The organism is Franconibacter sp. IITDAS19, from assembly GCF_023079515.1.
GTDB lineage: Bacteria > Pseudomonadota > Gammaproteobacteria > Enterobacterales > Enterobacteriaceae > Franconibacter > Franconibacter pulveris.
Window position 1 is genome coordinate 183,342 of record NZ_JALJCP010000005.1, and the last position, 18,616, is coordinate 201,957.

At 59.0% G+C, this 18,616-nt stretch carries 12 protein-coding genes; 8 read left to right on the top strand and 4 right to left on the bottom strand.

Annotated features, from left to right (window positions below):
- The first annotated feature begins 6 nt into the window (after positions 1-6).
- The 5 genes from bcsZ to MT962_RS15285 all read left to right on the top strand — a co-directional run bounded on the left by bcsZ (position 7) and on the right by MT962_RS15285 (position 9,848).
- A complete protein-coding gene (gene bcsZ, locus MT962_RS15265) occupies positions 7-1,110 on the top strand; it encodes a cellulose synthase complex periplasmic endoglucanase BcsZ (RefSeq protein ID WP_188724097.1) in 1,104 nt (367 codons plus the stop codon).
- Positions 1,092-4,598: a cellulose synthase complex outer membrane protein BcsC gene (bcsC, locus tag MT962_RS15270; protein WP_247365991.1), complete on the top strand. Its 3,507-nt coding sequence runs from the start codon at positions 1,092-1,094 to the stop codon at positions 4,596-4,598. The genes bcsZ and bcsC overlap by 19 nt, the downstream gene beginning before the upstream one ends.
- Positions 4,599-4,711: 113 nt before the next feature.
- Entirely contained in the window at positions 4,712-6,712 is a 2,001-nt protein-coding gene (gene hmsP, locus MT962_RS15275; RefSeq protein ID WP_247365992.1) for a biofilm formation regulator HmsP, read from the top strand.
- Between the two features lie 166 nt (positions 6,713-6,878).
- Positions 6,879-8,165 (top strand): dicarboxylate/amino acid:cation symporter, encoded by a 1,287-nt coding sequence (locus MT962_RS15280; RefSeq protein WP_024556166.1) that lies wholly within the window; start codon positions 6,879-6,881, stop codon positions 8,163-8,165.
- A 198-nt stretch (positions 8,166-8,363) separates the two neighbouring features.
- Positions 8,364-9,848 (top strand): pitrilysin family protein, encoded by a 1,485-nt coding sequence (locus MT962_RS15285; RefSeq protein ID WP_024556167.1) that lies wholly within the window; start codon positions 8,364-8,366, stop codon positions 9,846-9,848.
- A 48-nt stretch (positions 9,849-9,896) separates the two neighbouring features.
- Here the strand turns inward: MT962_RS15285 and MT962_RS15290 are convergent, their stop codons facing one another.
- Positions 9,897-10,829, bottom strand: a complete 933-nt coding sequence (locus MT962_RS15290; RefSeq protein ID WP_247365993.1) for a sugar kinase — start codon at positions 10,827-10,829, stop codon at positions 9,897-9,899.
- 232 nt (positions 10,830-11,061) lie between these two features.
- On the opposite strand from MT962_RS15290, the gene pdeH reads away from it, so the two are divergent.
- Both pdeH and MT962_RS15300 read left to right on the top strand, forming a co-directional pair.
- A complete protein-coding gene (gene pdeH, locus MT962_RS15295; RefSeq protein WP_024556169.1) occupies positions 11,062-11,835 on the top strand; it encodes a cyclic-guanylate-specific phosphodiesterase in 774 nt (257 codons plus the stop codon).
- A 62-nt stretch (positions 11,836-11,897) separates the two neighbouring features.
- Positions 11,898-13,955 carry an AsmA family protein gene (locus MT962_RS15300; RefSeq protein WP_024560523.1) on the top strand — a complete coding sequence of 686 codons (2,058 nt, stop codon included), beginning with the start codon at positions 11,898-11,900 and terminating at the stop codon, positions 13,953-13,955.
- A 125-nt stretch (positions 13,956-14,080) separates the two neighbouring features.
- Here the strand turns inward: MT962_RS15300 and MT962_RS15305 are convergent, their stop codons facing one another.
- The 3 genes from MT962_RS15305 to MT962_RS15315 all read right to left on the bottom strand — a co-directional run bounded on the left by MT962_RS15305 (position 14,081) and on the right by MT962_RS15315 (position 17,673).
- A complete protein-coding gene (locus MT962_RS15305; RefSeq protein WP_024556171.1) occupies positions 14,081-15,409 on the bottom strand; it encodes an MFS transporter in 1,329 nt (442 codons plus the stop codon).
- 272 nt (positions 15,410-15,681) lie between these two features.
- Positions 15,682-16,719, bottom strand: a complete 1,038-nt coding sequence (gene yhjD, locus MT962_RS15310; RefSeq protein WP_024560522.1) for an inner membrane protein YhjD — start codon at positions 16,717-16,719, stop codon at positions 15,682-15,684.
- A gap of 54 nt (positions 16,720-16,773) precedes the next feature.
- Positions 16,774-17,673: a LysR family transcriptional regulator gene (locus tag MT962_RS15315; RefSeq protein WP_024560521.1), complete on the bottom strand. Its 900-nt coding sequence runs from the start codon at positions 17,671-17,673 to the stop codon at positions 16,774-16,776.
- Between the two features lie 118 nt (positions 17,674-17,791).
- Here MT962_RS15315 and MT962_RS15320 point away from each other — a divergent pair, with 118 nt between their 5' ends.
- Positions 17,792-18,550 carry an SDR family oxidoreductase gene (locus MT962_RS15320; protein WP_024556174.1) on the top strand — a complete coding sequence of 253 codons (759 nt, stop codon included), beginning with the start codon at positions 17,792-17,794 and terminating at the stop codon, positions 18,548-18,550.
- Positions 18,551-18,616 lie beyond the last annotated feature (66 nt).

Consider the following 18,616-nt stretch of genomic DNA (forward strand, 5'->3'; position numbering starts at 1 on the left):
GCGCCAATGACGCGCCTGAGCAAAGGAGCGATAGCGGGACTGCTGCTGGCGGCGACCGCCACGCACGCCGCCTGCGGCTGGCCTGCCTGGGAGCAGTTTAAAAAAGAGTATGTCAGCGAGGGAGGCCGGGTTATCGACCCGAGCAGCGAGCGCAACATCACCACCTCTGAAGGACAGAGCTATGCGCTGTTCTTCGCGCTGGCGGCTAACGATCAAAAGGCGTTCGACAGGCTGCTGGCGTGGACCGAAAACAACCTCGCCGGCGGGTCGCTGAAAACGTCATTGCCCGCCTGGCTATGGGGCAAAAAGGCGGAAAACGACTGGACGGTGCTGGATACCAACTCCGCCTCCGACGCCGATGTCTGGATAGCCTGGGCGCTGCTTGAAGCCGGAAGAGTGTGGCAAACGCCGCGCTATAGCGAAACCGGCAAGGCGCTGCTTGCGCGTATCGCTAAAGAGGAAGTGGTTAAGGTGCCGGGACTGGGGCTGACGCTGCTGCCGGGCAAAGTCGGTTTCGCTGAGCACAACGTCTGGCGCCTCAATCCGAGCTACTTACCGCCCCAGCTGGCGCGTTACTTCACCCGCTACGGTGCGCCCTGGACTGCCGTTCAGGAGAGCAACTTGCGGCTGCTGGCCGAAACCGCACCGAAGGGTTTTTCGCCCGACTGGGTCAACTGGACAGGCGCAAGCTGGCAGATGAAGCCGGAAAAACCGCTGGTGAGCGGCTATGACGCCATTCGCGTCTATTTGTGGGTGGGCATGCTGCATGACGGTGACAGGCAAAAAGCCGCCCTGCTGCAACGCTTCAAACCCATGGCGGCGCTGACGCAAAAGCAAGGCGTGCCGCCAGAAAAAGTGGGCGTGACGGATGGCAAACCGCAGGGGCAGGGGCCGGTGGGCTTTTCCGCGTCGCTGCTGCCCTTTCTTCAGAATCGCGACGCCCAGGCGATTCAGCGCCAGCGCGTGGCCGATAACTTTCCCAAAAATGACGCTTATTACAGCTACGTCCTTACCCTGTTTGGCCAGGGGTGGGATGAGCACCGTTTCCGTTTTTCAGCCCAGGGAGAAGTAGCGCCTGGATGGGGAGAAGAATGTCGAAGTTCTCCATAAGCCTGCTCGGCCTGACGCTCGGCCTCGGCCTGATGCCGCAGGCCTGGGCGCAGGCTGACGTTCGTCAACAATTGCTCGAGCAGATCCGCCTTGGCGAAACGACGCAGCGCGACGATCTGGTGCGCCAGTCGCTCTATCGCCTTGAGCTGATGGACCCGGACAATCCGCAGACGATTAGCGCGCGCCTGCGCTACCAGTTGCGCCAGGGCGATATGGCGGGCGCGCAGAGGCAGCTCGACAGATTAGCGACGCTCGCGCCGGGTTCTGACGCGCTGCGCCAGGCGCAGTTAACCATGACGCTCGCTTCGCAAGAAGGCCGCCAGCAGCTTCAGCAAGCCCGCCTGCTCGGCGCCACCGGCCATGTCCCACAGGCGCTGGCGGCGTACCAGAAACTGTTTAACGGCAAGCCGCCCCAGGGCGAACTGGCCGTGGAGTACTGGACGCTCGCGGCGAAGCTGCCCGCGCAGCGTAACGAGGCGTTAAGCCAGCTTCAGGCGATTAACCGCCAGGAGCCGGGCAACGTGCAGGCCGGCAGCACGCTGGCGCAGCTGTTTTTCGCCAGCGACCGCGATGAAGAAGGGTTCGCCGTTCTTGAACAGCTGGCGAAATCAGCCACCGGCAGAGAGACCGCGTCGCGACAGTGGTATCAACATATTCAGTCGATGCCGATAAGCGACGCCAGCGTAAAAGCGTTGCAGCGCTATTTATCGGTATTTTCTTTTGGCGACAGCGTCGCCAAAGCGCAAACGCAGTTGGCGGAGCAGCAGGCGAAGCTCGCCGACCCGGCGTTTCGCGCCCGCGCGCAGGGGCTGGCGGCGGTGGATGCCGGGCAGGGCGGCGGCGCGCTGCCTGAGCTTGAGCAGGCGCGACGCGCCAATCCGCAGGACAGCGAAGTGCTGGGCGCGCTGGCGCAGGCTTACGCCCGGCAGGGCAACCGGGCGAAGGCGGTGTCGCTGCTTGAACAGGCCATGGCTATCGACCCGGCCAGCGACAATCGCAGCAAATGGGACAGTCTGCTGCAGACTAACCGTTACTGGCTGCTCATCGGGCAGGGCGACGCGGCCCTGAAGGCCAACGACATCGCGCTTGCGAAGCGGAAATACCAGCAGGCGCGGGCGGTGGATAAGCGCGACAGCTACGCGGTGCTGGGGCTTGGCGATGTGGCGGTAGCGGAAAAGGATGACGCGGCGGCGGAGCGCTATTATCAGCAGGCGCTGCGCCTGGACCGCGGCAACAGCAACGCGGTGCGCGGTCTTGCCAATCTTTACCGCCGCCAGTCGCCGGTACAAGCCAGCGCCTTTATTGCAGGCTTAAGCGCCAGCCAACGGCGCAGCATTGATGATATCGAGCGCAGCCTGACTAACGACCGGCTGGAGCAGGAGGCCGCCGCGCTGGAAAACCAGGGGCGCTTTAGCGAGGCGGCGGCGCGTCACCGCGAAAGGCTGGCGCTTTCGCCCGGCGATGTCTGGATAACATACCGGCTGGCGAAAGACCTGGCGGCGGCCGGTCGGCAAACCGCGGCTGACGCCGCTTTTGCCGACCTCGCCCGGCTTAAGCCGCAGGATGCTGAACAGGTATACGCTCGCAGCCTCTATCTTTCCGGCCAGGACCGCGACCAGGAGGCGCTGGCGCAAATCGCCGCGCTGCCGCAGGCGAAATGGAACCCGAATATCCACGAACTGGCGCAGCGGCTGGCGAGCAACGGGCTTATTAATCAGGCTAACCGCCTGCGCGATGCAGGCCAGGAGCGCCAGGCCATCACGCTGTTGCTAAGCCAGCCGCCCGCCACCCGCATTGATTTAACGCTGGCGGACTGGGCGCAGCAGCGCGGTGACGATGCTGACGCGCGCGCGCTGTATCAGAAAGTGCTGCAACGGGAGCCGGACAACGCCGACGCGCGTCTGGGACTTGCAGAAGTGCTGGCGGACGAAGGAGATGGCGCTGGCGCCCGAGCGCAGCTTGCGCAACTGCCTGTCGCGTCCCCCGGTGAGCCGCCCGCGCTGAATGCCGAACGCCGCGTCGCCAACGTGCTGGCGCTGGCGGGGGATAAAACAGCGGCGCGCGAAGGTTTTCGCAAGCTTATCCCGCAGGCGACGTCGCAACCGCCCTCACAGGCCACCGCCCTGGTGTTGCGCGACGCGGCCCGTTTTCAGGCGCAGGATGGCGAGCCGCAGCAGGCGCTGGAAACGTATCGCGACGCCATGGTGGCGTCGGGCATTGCGCCTTCACGGCCACGGGATAACGGCGACTTCACCCGGCTGACGCGCAACCATGAAAAAGATGACTGGCTTAAGCGCGGCGTGCGCAGCGACGCGGCGGCGCTTTACCGTCAACAGGATGTGAACGTCACGCTCGACCACGACTACTGGGGCTCCAGCGGTACGCCGGGCTATTCAGATTTGAAAGCGCACACCACCATGTTTCAGGTAGACGCCCCGCTCAGCGACGGACGGATGTTCTTTCGCACCGACGTGGTGAATATGAACGCCGGAAGCTTTAAAAGCGAAGATGGCGTATATAGCCCCAGTTGGGGAACCTGCGAGGCAACGCCATGCTATGGCAGCGCCTCGCAAAAAGCGCATGGCGTAAGCGTCGCGGCGGGCTGGCGCAACGACACCTGGGAGGGGGATATCGGCACGACGCCGATGGGCTTTAAGGTCGTTGATATCGTAGGCGGCCTGAGCTACAGCGACGATCTCGGCCCTGTTGGCTATACGCTTAACGCGCACCGTCGCCCTCTCTCCAGCTCGCTGCTCGCGTTTGCCGGGCAGAAAGACGCCAGCGCCAATACCGGTACGACCTGGGGCGGCGTTCGCGCCACCGGCGGCGGGGTGAGCCTGAGCTATGATAAAGGCGAGGCGAACGGCGTATGGGCGAGCCTTAACGCCGATATGCTGACGGGTAAAAACGTTCAGGACAACTGGCGCGTGCGCTGGATGACGGGCTATTACTATAAGTTTATTAACGAGGATAATCGCCGCCTGACGCTGGGCCTGAACAACATGATCTGGCACTACGAGAAGGACCTGAGCGGCTATAACCTCGGTCAGGGCGGTTATTACAGTCCTCAGGAGTATGTGTCGTTCGCCGTGCCGCTGACCTGGCGCCAGCGCACGGAAAACTGGTCATGGGAAGTGGGCGGTTCCGCTTCCTGGTCGCATTCGCGTACCCGCAGCGGGCCGCGCTATCCGCTTTCCGGCCTGGTTCCTTCGCCGCAGGACACCGACGGCGACGGCGTTTTTGACCGTTATGGCGATAAGGCGGAGCCGGAATCCGGCGGCACCGGGTCCGGCTTCGGCTATACGGCGCGCGCGCTGGTGGAGAGACGCATCAGCAAAAACTGGTCGATCGGTGCGGGCATTGATATCCAGCAGGCGAAAGATTACACCCCAAGCCATGCGCAGATATTTGTACGCTACTCCCAGGCGGGCTGGCAGGGCGATATGGATATGCCGCCGCAGCCGCTGGTGCCATACGCGGACTGGTAGTCTGAATAAAGGGTTAGCGCCGAGAGTTCGCGGTCAAAATTCTACACAATGCAGTATACTCTGCCCGCAAAGCGCATTATTTGCAGCGGGCAGAGGCACAGTGGAGAGTTAACTTGCGAGTCAGTCGTTCCTTAACGATTAAACAAATGGCGACGGTGTCAGCCGTCTCCCTGGTGTTTATTTTTGTTTTTGTTGTGATTTTGCTGTTTCACTTCGCGCAGTCCAATCGCTATAACGTTGCCATGCAGATGGAGAGCGTGGCGCGCTCGGTGCGCCAGCCTCTCTCCGCCGCCATTCTGAAAGCCGATATTCCCGAAGCGGAAGCGATTTTGCAGCAGATCAAACCGGCGGGCGTTATCAGCCGCGCCGACGTGGTGCTGCCAAACCAGTTTCAGGCGTTAAGGGTGCGTTTCACGCCCGATCGCCCCATCCCGATGATGATTTCGCGCATTTTTGAGCTGCCGGTGCAGATTTCCCTGCCGCTGTACTCCCTTGAACGCCCGGCGAACCCGCAGCCCCTGGCCTATCTGGTTTTGCAGGCGGACTCGTGGCGCGTTTATCGCTTTATCATGCACCTGATTTCAACATTGCTTACCGCCTGGCTACTGCTCTCGCTGATTCTTTCCGTGGCCATTACCTGGTGCGTTAACCGGCTTATCGTCCACCCGCTGCGTAAAATTGCCCGCGAGCTTAACGAGCTGGACGCGGCGAAAGTGCTTCCTCACCAGCTTAAGCTGGCGCGGCTGCATAAAGATGATGAGATAGGCATGCTGGTGCGCAGCTATAACCGCAACCAGCAAACGCTGATGCGCCTGCAGGAAGAGACCACGGCGCTCAGCACCCACTCGCCGATTACCGGCCTGCCGAACCGGGCGCTGCTGATGTCGCTGCTGGAAAAGGTCGTCTCGGGCGGTAAAACCACGGCGCTGGTGTTTATCGCCTGTGAAACCTTGCAGGAAGCGGCGGCGGTGTTGAGTGAAGAAGAACGCAGCCGCGTGCTCGTCACCATTGTGGAAAGAATGCGGTCGGCACTCTCGCCGAGAATGGTTATCGCCCAGGTCAGCCATTATGACTTCGCCGTTATTGCCCACGGCGTGAAGGAGCGGGGGCATGCGTTAACGCTTGCCCAACAGCTGCTTGCCGCGATCGGTGAAAACCTGCCTGGCGGCGAGCTGCATTTGCGACCTACCGCCAGCATCGGCATCGCGATGTACCATGGCGAACTCAGCGCAGAGCAGCTTTATCGTCATGCCGTGGTGGCCGCCTTCAGCGCGCGACGCAAGGGTAAAAACCAGGTGCTCTTTTTCGACCCCGAGCAGACGCTTCAGGCGCAGCGGCGGCTGACCGAAGAGAGCGATATCCTCAATGCGCTCGACAGCCATCAGTACGCCATCTGGCTTCAGCCGCAGGTCGATTTGCGCACCGGCAAAGTAGTTAGTGCCGAAGCGCTGCTTCGCCAGCAGCAGGCGGACGGCAGCTGGGCCTTGCCGGAAGGGTTGATTGAAACCATTGAATCCAGCGGCCTGATGGTGCTGGTGGGCAACTGGGTGCTGGAGGAGGCGTGTCGGCTGCTGGCGGCCTGGCAAAGCCGCAACATCACGATGCCGCTGTCGGTAAACCTGTCAGCGTTGCAGTTGCTGCACCATGAGATGGTGCCCTCGCTGCTCGCTTTGCTTGAACGCTACCGCATCGCGCCAGGCACGCTGGTGCTGGAGGTCACGGAAAGCCGCCGTATCGACGACCCGGACGCGGCGGTTTCTATTCTGCGCCCGTTGCGTAACGCCGGGGTGCGTATTGCGCTGGATGATTTCGGTATGGGGTACGCCAGCCTGCGTCAGCTGCACCATATGAAAACGGTGCCGGTGGACGTGATGAAAATGGATAAAAAATTTATTGAAGGGCTGCCGCAGGAGCATGGCATGGCCGACGTGATTATTCAGTTGGCGGCGAGTTTGTCGCTGGATGTAGTGGCCGAAGGGGTGGAAACCGACGCGCAGCGCGACTGGCTCGCCAGCGCCGGCGTGAGCCTGGCGCAGGGCTACCTGTTCGGTAAGGCGACAACGGCGCAGGAGTTTGAGCGTCTTTACCTTTCTCGCTCCGGCCCAGCGGCGTAAGCGCTGCGATTCAGCGCGACTTATGCGAGCCAGCTCATAATTTTTAACATTAATGTTAACAAGCTGGTGTGTTGTTATTTCTGTGATGTATACCGGGTGTTACTTTTAGCCAACAGGATTGCTAAACAAGCACTTTTCTTGTGGTTATTACCTTCAAGGACACCCTATGAAACTCTCACTCTTCAAGAGCCTTTATTTTCAGGTTTTGACCGCCATCGCCATCGGCATTCTGCTCGGCCACTTCTACCCGGAGCTGGGCGCGCAGATGAAGCCGCTGGGCGACGCCTTCGTTAAGCTCATCAAAATGATTATCGCCCCGGTGATTTTCTGTACCGTGGTGACCGGCATCGCCGGCATGGAAAGCATGAAGGCGGTTGGGCGCACCGGCGCGGTCGCGCTGCTCTATTTTGAGGTCGTCAGCACGCTGGCGCTGATTATCGGCCTGGTTATTGTGAACCTGGTGCAGCCAGGCGCGGGCATGAACGTCGACCCGGCGACGCTGGACGCGAAAGCGGTGGCGGTTTACGCCGAACAGGCGCAGCAGCAGGGCGTAGTCGCCTTCCTGCTGGACGTTATCCCCGGCAGCGTCATCGGCGCGTTCGCCAGCGGCAACATTTTGCAGGTGCTCTTGTTCGCCGTGCTGTTTGGCTTTGCGCTGCACCGTCTTGGCAAAAACGGCCAGCTGATTTTCAACGTTATTGAAAGCTTCTCGCAGGTTATCTTCGGCATTATCAATATGATCATGCGCCTTGCGCCGATTGGCGCGTTTGGGGCGATGGCCTTCACCATTGGGAAATATGGCGTCGGCACGCTGGTGCAGCTCGGCCAGCTGATTGTCTGCTTCTATATCACCTGTATTCTGTTCGTGGTGGTGGTATTGGGCGCCATTGCCCGCGCGACGGGCTTCAATATCTTCAAATTTATCCGCTACATCAAAGAAGAGCTGCTGATTGTGCTGGGGACGTCGTCTTCAGAGTCGGCGCTGCCGCGCATGCTCGATAAAATGGAGAAGCTGGGCTGCAAGAAATCGGTGGTGGGGCTGGTTATCCCGACCGGTTACTCGTTTAACCTCGACGGCACCTCCATTTATCTGACGATGGCGGCGGTGTTTATCGCCCAGGCGACCAACAGCCATATGGATATCTTCCATCAAATCACGCTGCTGGTGGTGCTGCTGCTCTCCTCGAAAGGGGCGGCCGGGGTAACCGGCAGCGGGTTTATCGTGCTGGCGGCGACCATTTCGGCGGTAGGCCACCTGCCTGTCGCGGGGCTGGCGCTGATCCTTGGCATCGATCGCTTTATGTCGGAAGCGCGTGCGCTGACTAACCTGGTCGGCAATGGCGTAGCGACAATCGTCGTGGCGAAGTGGGTTAAACAGCTTGATGAAAAGCAGCTCAAAGCGACGCTGAACCCGAAAAAACGCGACGCCCGCCCGCAACAAATCTCCTCCTGATCTCACTCTTCTGCCCGCTGCCGCTTGCCTCGGCTGCGGGCCCCTGCGCATAATTGGCTTTTATTTCACTTTATTGCGTGACGTTTTGTTAATTTCGCGGTCAAACGAAAAGTTCTGACGTCACCTTTGATGGCCGTACATGCGCGACAGGTCATCGCTTGAATGATTTTTAACCAGGAATGTTGATCAGGGGTACACATGCAGGGCACTAAAATTCGTCTTTTCGCCGGGAGCCTGCTGATGATAGCGGCTACTGGCTACGTGCAGGCAGAAGCGCTCCAGCCCGACCCGGCCTGGCAACAAGGCACGCTGGCGAACGGTTTTCAGTGGCAGGTGCTGGCGACGCCGCAACGCCCCAGCGACCGAGTGGAAATCCGCCTCTCCATTAATACCGGCTCGCTTGCGGAAAGCACCCAGCAGAGCGGTTACAGCCGCTTTCTGCCGCGCCTTGCGTTGACCCAGAGCGGCAGCCTGCAACCCACTCAGGCGCGCTCCTTATGGCAGCAAAGCATCGACCCGAAGCGCCCGTTGCCGCCGGTTATTGTCTCTTATGACACCACGCTGTTTAATCTGAGCCTGCCCAATAACCGCAACGATTTACTCAAAGAAGCGCTGACCTACCTTGCCGACGCGGCAGGACAAACCAAAATCACCCCTGAGAGCATTACAAAGGCGTTGCAGGGACAGGATATGGTCGTTACGTCGCCCATCGATACCAAAGAGGGCTGGTGGCGCTACCGCCTGAAGGGATCGACGCTGCTCGGCCACGACCCGGCGGATGAGATCCGTCAGCCGGTGGATGCTAACCAGCTGAAAGCGTTTTACCAGAAGTGGTATACGCCGGACGCGATGACGCTTATCGTCGTCGGCAACATCGACAGCCGCGCGGTGGCGGAGCAGATCAACAAAACCTTTGGCGACCTGAAAGGCAAGCGCGAGACGCCTGCGCCGGTGCCGACGCTCTCTCCGCTGCGCCATGAGCCGGTGAGCATCATGACCGATATGGTGCGCCAGGACAGGCTCTCCATCATGTGGGACACTCCCTGGCAGCCTATCCGCGAATCCGCGGCGCTGCAGCGTTACTGGCGCGCCGACCTCGCCCGCGAGGCGCTGTTCTGGCACGTTCAGCAAAATTTAAGCAAAAACAGCATCAAGGATATCGGCATCGGCTTTGACTGCCGCGTGCTGTTCCAGCGCGCCCAGTGCGCCATTAACGTGGAATCGCCGACCGACAAGCTCAACAGCAATCTGGCGCTGGTCGCCCGTGAGCTGGCGAACGTGCGCGGCAATGGCCTTTCCGGGGATGAGTTCAACGCGCTTATCGCGCAGAAAAAGCTGGAGCTGCAAAAACTTTTCGCCACCTATGCGCGCACAGATACCGACATCCTTATCAACCAACGGATGCGCTCTTTGCAAAACCAGGTGGTGGATATCGCGCCGGAGCAATACCAGAAGCTGCGCCAGAGCTTCCTGGACAGCCTGACGCTTGAGCAGCTAAACCAGGATCTCCGTCAGCAGCTTTCGCAGACGATGTCGCTGATTCTGCTGCAGCCGAAGGGTGAGCCTGAGTACAGCATGCAGGAGTTGCAAACGACGTGGGATAAGATAATGACGCCTGCCGTCACGCCGGCCGCCGCCGACGACACCCATCAGGATGTGACCGATATTCCGCCTGCGCAGTAAGGCGTGTTGCAGATAAAAAAAGCGCCGCGCGGCGCTTTTTTTATGGCCTCAGGCCGGCATCGCCGAGGCGGGGATAATCGCGCCGCGATACTGAATGACGGTGCTCGCAGTCAGATGACCGCGTTTTGCCGCCTCTTCTGCGCTGCCGCCGACGAGGCGCACCGCCAGATAGCCGGCGCTGAAGGAGTCGCCCGCGGCTGTCGTATCAATCACTTTCTCTTTTGGCAGTTTCACCGCCGGCACGTCCAGCACCGCTTCGCCCTGAATGGCGACGAGGCAAGAATCCGCGCCGCGCTTGATAACCACTTCCCGCACGCCCGCCGCATGGGTGCGCGCAATCACCTCTTCTACCGGCTTTTCGCCCCACAGCGCGTCTTCATCATCCAGCGTCAGAAAGGCGATATCGGTGCAGCTTAACATCTGCTGATAAACCTGCTGTGTCTCTTCGCGGCTGGCCCACAGGCGCGGGCGATAGTTGTTGTCAAAAATCACCTTGCCGCCGTTGGCGCGGCAGTTGCGCAGCAGGTTGAGCAGTTTTTCACGGCTTTGCGGGCTGAGAATAGCGAGGCTGATGCCGCTCAGATAGAGGTAGTCAAAACCTGCAAGCTCGGCGCAGATGGCGTCTGCCTTGTCGCTCTCCAGCCAGTAGCGGGCCGCCGCTTCATTGCGCCAGTAGTAAAACGTACGCTCGCCGCTGGCGTCGGTCTCAATGTAATACAGGCCCGGCAGCCGGTTCTCCATGCGCTGCGTCAGGTCGGTCTTCACATATTCTGCCTGCCAGGCGTCGATCATCTGCTGGCTGAAATTGTCCTGGCCCAGCGCGGTGACGTAGTGCACGGAGAGGGCGGTCGGCGCGACCTGACGGGCAATATAAACTGACGTGTTAAGGGTATCGCCGCCAAAACCACGGTTTACCTCCGTGCCTTTTTGCGACAGTTCAATCATGCATTCGCCAATAACGGCAATTTTTTGCAAAGACATAGTGAAGAACCTGTACAGAGAAAATGAAAGCTAGTGTGTGCTCCGCTGATAAATCCGTCAAACATTTTAAAACATCGTTCCGATATTTATTTGAGCCAAACAGGTATTTTGAAAGTCCCGGAAAAACAGTGATTCATAAACAGGCAGAGATTGAACATAAAGTTCTCACCTGGCGGGCCGATAATTCGTTGGCGAGTCCAGGACAGCCATCACGTTTAACAGGACGACTACGATGAAGTTAAAACAGGTCACTCAACGGCTACCTATGCCTGCCGCGAACATTGAAAATCTCCAGGAGCGGCGTTTCTGGTTGCAGTGTGAGCGTGCCTATACCTATCAACCCATATATAAAACCGATGGGCGACTATTGGCGGTAGAGCTGCTGACGGTGGTCACGCATCCCCGCGAGCCGGACCGGCGCATTCCGCCTGACCGCTATTTTTCGGAACTGCCCGTTCGCCAGCGGCTGATGGTAATTGACGAACAGCTGTCGGTGCTGGAGGCGCGAGCCGCCTTTTTCCAGCAAAACCAGGTGCTGGCCTCGGTGAACATTGACGGCCCCACGCTGCTGACGATGCGCGAACACAGCGAACTGCTGGATCGAGCCAACCGGCTTGAGTGGGTGCGCTTTGAGCTGGTGGAGCATATCCGCCTGCCGCAGGACTCCTCTTTCGCCAGCGTTTGCGAGTTAGGGCCGCTCTGGCTGGATGACTTTGGCACCGGCATGGCGAACTTCTCGGCATTAAGCGAAGTCCGTTACGACTATATCAAAGTGGCGCGCGAGCTCTTCACGATGCTGCGTAAAACGCCTGAGGGCCAAAACCTTTTCACACTGCTGCTGCAACTAATGAATCGTTATTGTGAAGGGGTGATTGTCGAAGGGGTGGAAACCGAAGAGGAGTGGCGCGACGTGCAGGCTTCGCCCGCGCTTGCCGCTCAGGGATATTTCCTCTCCCGTCCGGTCTCTTTTGATACCCTGGAGCGCGTAATGCTAAGACTTTCCTGATGTTGTTTCCGTTTCCCTAAACTATCTTTACTTAAGGCAAGGTAGAAAGGGAAGGCGCGGAAATGACAAAAACAGGCAAAATAATCAGTGCGGTAGCAGGGATCTTCGTGTTGCTGATCGTGATTTTAATCATTGTTATCGCCACTTTTGACTGGAACCGATTAAAACCGACCATTAACGAGAAAGTCTCCACCGAGCTGAACCGTCCTTTCGCTATTCGCGGCGATCTGGGCGTGGTGTGGGAGCGCAGCAAAGAGGAAACCGGCTGGCGCAGCTGGGTGCCGTGGCCGCACGTCCATGCCGAAGACATTATCCTCGGCAACCCGCCTGAAATCCCTGAAGTCACCATGGTGCATTTGCCTCGCGTGGAAGCCACGCTCGCGCCGCTCGCGCTGCTGACCAAAACGGTCTACATCCCCTGGATTAAACTGGTGCAGCCGGATGCGCGCCTGATTCGCCTGTCGGAAAAAAACAATAACTGGACCTTTAACCTGGCGAACAGCGATAAAAAAGAGGAGAACGCCCAGCCTTCCGCCTGGTCTTTTAAGCTCGACAATATCCTGTTCGATAAAGGCCATATTTCCATTGATGACAAACTCAGCCGCGCCGATGTGAAAATTACCGTCGATCCGCTCGGCAAACCTCTGCCGTTCAATGAAGTGACCGGCGCAGATGATAAAGAGAACAAGGGCAACGTCGGCAACTATGTTTTTGGCCTGAAAGCGGACGGGCGCTACAACGGCCAGGCCGTTGAAGGCACCGGAAAAATCGGCGGCATGCTGGCGCTGAGAAGCGAAGGCACGCCGTTCCCGGTGCAGGCCGATTTACGCTCCGGTAATACCCGCGTGGCCTTTGTCGGCACCGTTAATGACCCGATGAACATGGGCGGGGTGGATTTAAAACTGAAATTTGCGGGCGATTCGCTGGGCGAGCTTTACGAGCTGACCGGCGTACTGCTGCCGGACACCCCGCCGTTTGAAACGGATGGCCGACTGGTGGCGAAAATCGGCGATAAAACTTCCACCTATGATTATCGCGGTTTTAACGGTCGCATCGGCGACAGCGACATTCACGGTTCGCTCACCTATACCAAAGGCGAACCGCGGCCGAAGCTGGAGGGTGATTTAGAGTCGCGCCAGCTGCGTCTGGCGGATTTGGGGCCGCTTATCGGCGTCGATTCTGGCAAAGAGGCTGACAAGAGCAAACGCGCCGAACAGCGCAAGGGCGAAAAATCGTCGCAGCCGGCGGATAAAGTGCTGCCGTACGATAAATTCGAAACCGATAAATGGGATGTGATGGATGCGGACGTGCGCTTTAAAGGCCGCCGCATTGAACACAGCGCCAGCCTGCCGTTAAGCGACCTCACTACGCATATCATTCTGACCAACGGCGACCTGCGCCTGAAGCCGCTTAAGTTCGGCATGGCGGGCGGCACCATTAATTCCACCATTCATCTGGACGGCAGAAAATCGCCGATGCAGGGCGCGGCGGATATTCAGGCGCGTCGCCTGAAGCTTAAAGAGCTGATGCCGGATGTGGAGCTGATGCAAAAGACGCTCGGCGAGCTGAACGGCGATGCGGATTTCCGCGGCACTGGTAACTCAGTAGCGGCGCTGCTTGGCAGCAGCAACGGCAACCTGAAGCTGCTGATGAATGATGGCTTGATTAGCCGCAACCTGATGGAAATTCTCGGCCTCAACGTGGGTAACTTTGTCGTCGGCCAGATTTTCGGCGATGAGGAGGTGCGCGTGAACTGCGCGGCGGCGAACCTCGATCTGGTGAACGGCGTGGCCCGTCCGCAAATTTTCGCCTTCGATACGGAAAATGCGCTGATTAACATTACCGGCACCACCAGTTTCGCCAACGAGCGGCTCGATCTCACCATTAACCCGGAAAGCAAAGGGGTGCGTATTGTTACGCTGCGCTCGCCGCTTTACGTGCGCGGCTCCTTCAAGAACCCGGATTACGGCGTGAAGCCGGGGCCGCTCATCGCCCGTGGCGCCGTAGCCGCCGCGCTGGCGACGCTGGTGACCCCGGCCGCCGCGCTGCTGGCGTTGATTTCGCCGTCCGAGGGCAGCGAGAATCAGTGCGGCGCGATTTTGTCGCAAATGAAGAAATAAGAAGAACGGGCCGGTTCGTCTGAATCTCCTGCGGCGGTAAGCAACGCGTTACCCGCCGGGCCCGGTGTCACAGAGATAAAAAAGGCTGCCCGAAGGCAGCCTTTTTCATTAACGCGATGGCGGGATTACAGCGCCTGCTCGCGCGTCTCATGCGTTGCCACCAGCGCAATCAGCGTTAACGCCGCCATTGCCGCAAGGTAGATGCCAACGTAAGTCAGGCCATAGTTCGCCTGCAGCCAGGTGGCGATGTAGGGCGCAACCGACGCTCCCAGAATCGACGACACGTTATAGGAGAACGAGGCGCCGGTGTAACGCACTTCCGTTGGAAACAGCTCCGGCAGCAGCGCGCCCATCGGACCGAACGTCAGCCCCATCAGGCTTAAGCCAATCAGCAGGTAGGCCATCACCATCGCCTGGTTGCCGGAACCGAGCAGCGGCGGGAAGACAAACAGCGCGAACAGCAGGATCAGGCTGGTAATGGTTATCATGCTCTTGCGGCGGCCAAAACGGTCCGCCAGCAGCCCTGCTACCGGCACCATGACGCCAAAGCCAATCACCGCCATCATCAGCATCCACAGCACGCTATTGCGCGAGAAGCCAAGGCCGCCTTGCGCCGCTGGCGTGGTGCTGAAGGTCATGGAGTAGACCGTCATGATGTAAAACAGCGTATAGGTCGCAAGCATAATAAAGGTGCCGAGCACCGTCACGCGCACGTGTTTCGTCAGCAGGGTGCCAAGCGGGATTTTCACCTGTTTCTTCGCTTTGGCGATTTTGGCGAACACCGGCGTTTCATGCAGGGAAACGCGCACGTAGAGGCCAATCAACACCAGCACGGCGGAGAAGATAAACGGCACGCGCCAGCCCCAGCTCATGAACTGTTCGTCGGTCAGCAGCCAGGAGAGCAGCAGGAAGGTGCCGTTGGCGAAGAAGAAGCCGATCGGCGCGCCAAGCTGCGGGAAGGAGCCGTAAAGCGCACGCTTGCGCGGCGGCGCGTTTTCGGTAGCGAGCAATGCTGCGCCGCCCCATTCGCCGCCAAGACCCAGGCCCTGACCAAAGCGCGCCAGCGCCAGCAGCAGCGGGGCGAGCACGCCGATGCTCTCATAGCCTGGCAGCAGGCCGATCAGCACCGTCGAAATGCCCATGGTGAGCAGCGAGGCGACCAGCGTCACTTTGCGGCCCACGCGGTCGCCGAAGTGGCCAAACAGGGCGGAGCCAATCGGGCGCGCCACAAAGGCGATAGCGAAAGTAGCAAGCGATTGTAGCGTGGCGGCGGTCGGGTCGCCCTGCGGGAAGAAGATGTGCGGGAAGACAATTACCGCCGCTGTGGCATAAATGTAAAAGTCAAAGAACTCGATGGCGGTGCCAATGAGCGAGGCGATAACCACTTTACCGCGAGAGTTTACCGGCGTGGCGTCCTGGTCGTTTTCCAGAGTCGTTGCGAGTGATGCTTGCATAGATATTTCTTATTTTTTACCGTCGGACAGCCATATTAGCCACAGCAAAAGCGACATTTCAACGCGCTGCCCGCCGGCGCTTTGCGCAAAAAACAGGCAAAAAGCGAATAATTTTCGGGCTCGCCGAATATCTTCTATGAAATGCTTCACGATTTTTGAAAATTAGAAGATAAAACTAGTTTTTGGTTAAACAAAAGTTACAGGCTGGATTTATATGCTGAAGTAGCGGCGGCGGGTGAAAAAAACAGAGGTTTTTCAACCCGCCTGCCGGTTTAGTCGAAGTGTTTGCCCGGCATTTTCGGGTCGTCTTTATATTCCGCGGTGGCTATCCAGGCCGCGCAGAAGAGCGTCAGACGGGCAAAGAAGTAGAAGAACGCCAGCAGCCCCAGTACCGAGCCAAAGGCAGCGCCGGACGGCGACGTCACCAGTGAAGGCAGGGTATAGGTCATGATGACTTTGATGATTTCAAACCCTATCGCGGCGATAAACGAGCCGCGCACCAGCGCTTTACGGCGCGGGCGATGGCGCGGCAGCCGCCAGAAGATCCAGAAGAAAAGCAGGAAGTTGGCGCAGATGGAAATCGCAAGGCCAATCAGATGCCAGACGGGTTTCAGCCAGGGAATGTAATCAAGGTAAAGCCAGCGAATAATCGCCTCCTGCGCGGAGCCGGCGACCGAGGTGATAGAGAGGGTGATGACCAGCGCCACCAGCAGGCCGATGAGCGAGATAAAATCGCGCAGGTATTTCACCCACCACTTTTCTTCGTCCTGCGCGCCACGCTCCCACACCTCGCGCGACTGGGCGCGAATAGCTTCACGCAGGTTGCCCATCCAGCTCACCCCGGAATAGAGCGCCACACCAAGCCCGACAATACCTACCGTGGTGCGCTGCTGCACGGCGGCGTTAATGCTGCTTTGCAGCGTCTGGGCGAGCGTCGGGTCGCTTACGTTCATCAGGATTTTGCTGAAGATGTCCTGCAAAAGCGTGGGGTGAGAGGCGAGAATAAACCCGGCGGCGGCGAATGAGACCATCAGGATAGGGATCATCGACAGGAACGAGAAATAGGTGATAGCCGCGCCGAACTGGCTGCCGAGCCGGTCGTTAAAACGCTCCGTTGCGCGGATAAGATGCGCCACCATCGGGCGACGTTCCAGCTTTTCCACGGTTTGCGTAACGGCGGCGACGGGGCCTTCGCCTTTCTCCTTAGGCTCCGCTTTTTTCTCCTCAGGCGGGCGGGTGTCAAGCTGCGGCACGGGTTTGTAATCCAGGTCTTCCGTTGGCCGTTTTGCAGGCTTCTCCGGTGTCGTCATTAAAAGCGGTTCCTTATGGGTGTTAATCGACATAAACAAAAGTATAGCCTGACGCTAATCAACGTAACTTTTCATCACCCCGCTGAGCCACTCCATAAAGAGATGCACCCGACGCGACAGGTTGCGGCGGTGAGGATAAATCAGCGAGACCGGCATCGGCGCGCCGCGGTATTGCGGCAAAATTTCCACCAGCGTACCGCTGCGCAGCGCCGCTTTGACCCCGACGCGCGGCACCTGAATAATCCCAAGACCCGCCACGCAGGCGGCGTGATAGGTTTCGGTGCTGTTGACGGTCAGTACGCCGCCGGTTTTGACCCAGCGGGTTTCGTTATCGCTCCACACTTCAAACCCCTGTGGGCGCGTGCCGAGGTTGGCGGCGTAATGCACCAGCGCGTGGGTGGCAAGGTCTTCCAGCGTTTGCGGGTAGCCAAACCGGGCGAGGTAGTCGGGGCTTGCGCAGTTCACCATCGTCAGTTTGCCTAGCGGTCGCGCCACCAGCCCCGACTCTTTTAGCTGGCCGACACGCACCACGCAGTCAAAGCCTTCGCGCACCACATCCACCAGCCGATCGCTGCTGCTAAGCTCTACTTCAATACCGGGGTAGTGCTGCAAAAAGGCGGGCAGACGCGGGATCACGAGGTTTTTCGCCACGGCCACCGGCATATCGACGCGCAGCCGCCCGCTGACGCTTGCCGGGTCGTGCAGGAAGAGGCTGTCCAGCTCATCCAGGTTCGCCAGCAGGTCGCGGGCGCGTTCGTAATAGACCATGCCGTCCTGGGTGAGCTGCACCCGGCGCGTGGTGCGGTGCAGGAGCCTTGCGCCAAGCGTCGCTTCCAGCGCCTGGATCTGGCGGGACACGCTGCCTCTGGGCAGGCCGAGCGTTTCGGCGGCGCGGGAAAAGCTCTCCAGTTCCGCCACCCGTACGAAGAGTTGCATTGCGTGAATTTTATCCATCGGAATGGCTCATTGTTGTTGTTATTGAAACAGTGAAACGCAATTCAGCACATTTATTGTTTTTTTATCAGCTAATAAGCTTTCTCTCAATCACTGCAACGGCAAAGAGGGGGTTTTTATGACGCAACGTATCGCAATCGTAACGGGTGGCAGCCGCGGCCTGGGGAAAAACGCGGCGCTGAAGCTGGCTGAACGAGGAACAGGCATCATCCTGACCTACAACAGCCAGCGTCAGGAAGCGGAAAAAGTGGTCAGCGAAATTGAGCTAAAAGGCGTAAAAGCAGTGGCATTGCAGCTGAACGTCGCCGAAAGCAACACTTTCGCCGATTTTGTTAAAGAGGTGAAGGCGCAGTTGAAAGATGTCTGGCAGCGTGACAGCTTCGATTATTTATTAAACAACGCCGGAACAGGCATCGATGTCCTGTTTGCTGAGACCAGCGAGGCGCAGTTTGATGAGATGATGCGCATCCATCTCAAAGGACCTTTCTTCCTGACTCAGCAACTGCTGCCATTGATGAAAAACGGTGGGCGGATCCTGAATGTTTCCAGCGGGCTGGCGCGCTTCGCGCTGCCGGGCAAGGCGGCCTACGCCATGATGAAAGGGGCGATGGAAGTGCTGACGCGTTATCAGGCGAAAGAGCTGGGCGAGCGGGGCATTTCAGTCAATATCATCGCACCAGGCGCGATTGAAACAGACTTTGGCGGCGGCGTCGTTCGCGACAACGAACAGATGAACCGCGCTATCGCGTCGCAAACGGCGCTGGGCCGGGTTGGCCTGCCGGATGATATTGGCGACGCCATCGCCGCATTGCTCAGCGATGAGTTGCGCTGGATGAACGCGCAGCGCATTGAGGTCTCTGGCGGGATGTTCCTGTAAGAGGCACGGCGTCGGGCAGTCTGCTTGCGGCGTTTGAGGATGTCATCGAATGTGAAAAAGAGAGTA